Source organism: Micromonospora sp. B11E3 (genome assembly GCF_039871625.1).
In the GTDB taxonomy this organism is placed as follows: Bacteria; Actinomycetota; Actinomycetes; order Mycobacteriales; family Micromonosporaceae; genus Micromonospora.
Genome location: NZ_JBDPMC010000164.1, coordinates 1 through 4,156, shown reverse-complemented (window position 1 = coordinate 4,156; position 4,156 = coordinate 1). Strand labels below are relative to the sequence as shown.

Genomic DNA, 4,156 nt, shown 5'->3' with positions numbered 1-4,156 from the left:
CCCCACCCACTACAACCACTACCACGCCGCTGTTCCCGCTGCTGTCCCGTTACCGTCCGCGCCGGCCGAGCTGCCGCGGTCAGACGAGTGGGACGAGTTGTTCACGCGATTCTCCAGCGTGATGGGGCTGCCAGGAGCTGAGCATGTGCGCCATCGCCTGCAAGTGGAGTTCGGCCTCATCATCGACAGAACCGACTTCGCTGCGGAGAACGGCCTGTCCCCGGAGGACGTTCACCGGCTGCGGCAGGCCCTGGACACGCGCGGGACGTCCGTTCCCCACCTCAAGGGGGCGCTGCTACGCCTGATGTCCGAGGTGTACGAGGTCAACATCACTCTGGCCTCGGCCGCATCGGGATTCCACGACAACTATGGTTTCGCACCCGGGTATCCCAGGACGGTCTCACTGGGCCACCCCGACACTCAGGTCACGTCCGGCCCGGCATCTCCGCACCCGCAATCCACACCGATCCGTACCGGCCAATCGGCAACCCCGCACCCAACACCGCAGCCGCCCCCACCCACATCCACCACCGAGGCGCCACTACCAGAACCACCAGATCACGTGGTCAATTGGCGGCCCGGCAAGGACGGGCCCGCCACCCTCCGCGAATACCTGAAGACGCTGAAAGAAAAGGGTGAACTCCCCGACCGGGTATCCCTGATCCCCGACAAACAGGGGAAGTTGGGGCCGGGGATGGCCGCATGGGTGAAAGCCTGGGCACAGGGACTACAGGGTAAGCCCGCCCCCGACGGCCACCCCTACACCCAGCGGGCGGTAGCCAAACTATCCGGCAAACTGATCACCCAGGTATCGGTCGGGAATTATTGGCGGGAGGCGGCGCCGCCGCTGCCCCCACCGCCAGATCACGTGGTCACTTGGCGGCCCAGCACGGATGGGCCCGCCACCCTCCGCGCATACCTGAAGACGCTGGAAGAAAAGGGTGAACTCCCCGACCGGGTATCCCTGCCCAAAAAGAAAAATGGGAGGCTGGGGCCGGGGATGGCCGCATGGGTGAAAGCCTGGGCACAGGGACTACAGGGTAAGCCCGCCCCCGACGGCCACCCCTACACCCAGAAGGAGGTAGCCAAACTATCCGGCAAACTGATCAACCAGACATCGGTCGGGAACTATTGGCGGGAGGCGGCGCCGCCGCTGCCCCCACCGCCAGATCACGTGGTCACATGGCGGCCCAGCACGGACGGGCCCGCCACCCTCCACGCATACCTGAAGAAGCTGGAAGAAAAGGGTGAACTCCCCGACCGGGTATCCCTGACCCCCGACAAACAGGGGAAGCTGGGGCCGGGAATGGCCGCATGGGTGAAAGCCTGGGCACAGGGACTACAGGGTAAGCCCGCCCCCAACGGCCACCCCTACACCTTGCCGTTTGATTTACACCTTTTGCTTTAGTCTTGAGTTTCGCGGTTATGCGGCGGCTGCAGCGCAGGCCAGGGCGTAGTCGGGGGGTTCCTAACGCTCGTGTCACCGGGGATCATTTAGTTGATTTTTAGGGCGGGGGGTTGAGCGTCTGGCCGGGCATGCGGCATTCGCCCCGGATGTCTCTGTCGGCAAAGGACCATTTGACGACAGGTATGGAGCGGAGTCAATGGATCACTCCCGACCACGGGAATCCGACCCGCCGATCCAATGCAGGCCGATCCGAGTTGACGACAGCGTTTGATGACAGTTGGATCAGCGGTGTCGGCGACGATCGGATGAACAGGACAGGCAATGGCGGAGTTGGTCTACATGCGGGTGTCTACCAACAGATATGCAGGCTCTTCGAAATTAAGCGGGGTTGAGGTGTCCGCGGTGGCGTCGGGTGGTGGCGGTGCGGGTGCGTAGTCGTTGGTTGTCGGGGTTGCGGAAGCCGTAGGCGTCGCGGGCGATCGTCTTGATGACGCGGTTGGTGCCTTCGGAGCCGGCGTTGGTGATGCCGGTGGTCAGGAACGCGTGGATGTGCGGCCACCAGGTCTCGATGGTGGTGGCGAGGCGGTGGAGTTCGGGCAGGTCAGAGGCGGCGCAGCGGGCGTAGAAGCGGTGCAGCAGCCGGTGGACGTGTTCCCGGTTCGGCTGGGTGCGGGCGACGGCGAGCAGGTCGAGCAGGTCCTCTTTCGCGTTCCACGCGGTCAGGATCGGAACACCGAGTGCCGCCGGGAGGGCGTCGAGGGTGTCGACGAGGCGGTCGACGTGTTTGCCGCTCATGCGGGCGGCCGAGCGGGTCAGCCGGTTACGCATCCGCCATTCCGGGTCGCTGCCGCGACCGCGGCGTCCCCGCTGGGTCACGGTCATGCGGCGGCGGACCTCGGTGACCGCCCGGTTGGCCAGCTGCACGACGTGGAAGTGATCGACGACCAGCACCGCGTGTCGGTAACACCTGCCGGATCGCGGACTTGAACACGCTGCACATGTCGATCGCCACCGCGTGGACCTGCTCACGCCAGGCCTGCGGGCGAGCGGTCAGCCAGCCGGTCACCGCCGCCGTGGTGCGGCCTTCGACCTGCGCGAGCAGCCCCTGACCACCGGACAGGTCGCAGAAGCCGACGTGCCACCGATCCGCGGTCGTGGCCCACGAACCGGCTTGCTCGTCCCAGATCCAGTGCGGCTTGCCGCGGCGAACCTCGTCGATGCCGAGCACCGCAACCGGCTCCGGCTCGTCCGGCAACACGGCGCTTGCGTGAGCGGTGAACGCGGCAGCGACGACCGGCCAGGAGATGCCATGGTCCCGGGCGGCCTGCACTATCGTGCGACCCGCGTCGGCGACCGCCGCCCCGGCCGCCTGCCGCAGCCGGCTGGTCAGCCGGGCACGAGCTGGTACCTGGGCGACCTGCTCAGTGAACGACTTACGCGGACAGCCCGGTGTCGGGCAGTACCAGCGACGTTTCCGCCAGCGCAACTTCACCGGCCGGCCGCCGACCGGCAGGTCCCGCGGCCGGGTCATCGTCCACTGCTTCATCCGCGCCGCGCGCTGCCCGCACTGCGGGCAGCATCGTGCCTGCTCACAACCAGTAGACAGGTCCACCACCGGGACTCCCGCGGCGTCCAGCTCAACCCGCTCAGCGACCAGGCCGTCCAGGCCCAGCAGCCGGGTCGTATCGTTGACCATACTCGCAGCTCTTCACTCGTGACCATCCGAACTAGACACTCAGATGATCACCGACGAGCTGCGAGCCCCTCACACCCGGGCCGGCTCCAGCCACGCACCCCGCTCAACTTCGAAGAGCCAACAAACGCTGTCGTCAACTCGGATCGGCCTGCATTGGATCGGCGGGTCGGATTCCCGTGGTCGGGAGTGATCCATTGACTCCGTTCCGCACCTGTCGTCAAATGGTCCTTTGCCGACAGAGACATCCGGGGCGAATGCTGCGTGCCCGGCCAGACGCTCGACCCCGCGCCCTAAAGATCAACTAGATGATCCCCGGTGACATGAGCGGTAGGAAACCCCTAAGGCCCGTGAAACTCAAGAACTAAAACTAAAGCAGAAGGTGTAAATCAAACGGCAACTCAAGACCTTGACCCGTTCCGGGTGGCGGTGGAGGGAGCGGCGGCGCCGCCTCCCGCCAATACTTCCCGACCGATGTCTGGTCGATCAGGTTGCCGGATAGTTTGGCTACCGCCTTCTGGGTGTAGGGGTGGCCGTTGGGGGCGGGCTCACCCTTCATTGCCTGTGCCCAGGCTTTCACCCATGCGGCCATCCCCGGCCCCAGCGCCCCCTTTCTGTCGGGGGTCAGGGATACCCGGTCGGGGAGTTCACCCTTTTCTTCCAGCGTCTTCAGGTATGCGTGGAGGGTGGCGGGCCCATCCGTGCTGGGCCGCCAAGTGACCACGTGATCTGGCGGTGGGGGCAGCGGCGGCGCCGCCTCCCGCCAATATTTCCCGACCGATGCCTGGGTGATCAGTTTGCCGGATAGTTCGGCTACCTCATCGTGGGTGTAGGGGTGGCCGTTGGGGGCGGGCTTACCCTGTAGTCCCTGTGCCCAGGCTTTCACCCATGCGGCCATCCCCGGCCCCAGCCTCCCCTTTCTGTCGGGGGTCAGGGATACCCGGTCGGGGAGTTCACCCTTTTCTTCCAGCGTCTTCAGGTATTCGTGGAGGGTGGCGGGCCCGTCCGTGCTGGGCCGCCAAGTGACCACGTGATCTGGTGGTGGGGGCAGCGGC

General features: G+C 65.9%; 4 protein-coding genes. 1 reads left to right on the top strand and 3 read right to left on the bottom strand.

Annotated features, from left to right (window positions below):
• Positions 1 to 1,408: hypothetical protein (locus ABGB16_RS33195; RefSeq protein WP_347672015.1), on the top strand; the 1,408-nt coding region annotated here is incomplete at its 5' end.
• A gap of 378 nt (positions 1,409 to 1,786) precedes the next feature.
• Here the strand turns inward: ABGB16_RS33195 and ABGB16_RS33190 are convergent.
• The 3 genes from ABGB16_RS33190 to ABGB16_RS33180 form a co-directional block, all read right to left on the bottom strand.
• On the bottom strand, positions 1,787 to 2,332 hold the full coding sequence (locus ABGB16_RS33190; RefSeq protein WP_347672014.1) for a transposase: 546 nt from the start codon (positions 2,330 to 2,332) through the stop codon (positions 1,787 to 1,789).
• Complete coding sequence (locus ABGB16_RS33185; RefSeq protein WP_347672013.1) at positions 2,229 to 3,104, bottom strand: transposase family protein; 876 nt, start codon at positions 3,102 to 3,104, stop codon at positions 2,229 to 2,231. The genes ABGB16_RS33190 and ABGB16_RS33185 overlap by 104 nt, the downstream gene beginning before the upstream one ends.
• Positions 3,105 to 3,471: 367 nt before the next feature.
• The coding region (locus tag ABGB16_RS33180) for a hypothetical protein (protein WP_347672012.1) at positions 3,472 to 4,156 on the bottom strand (685 nt) is incomplete at its 5' end.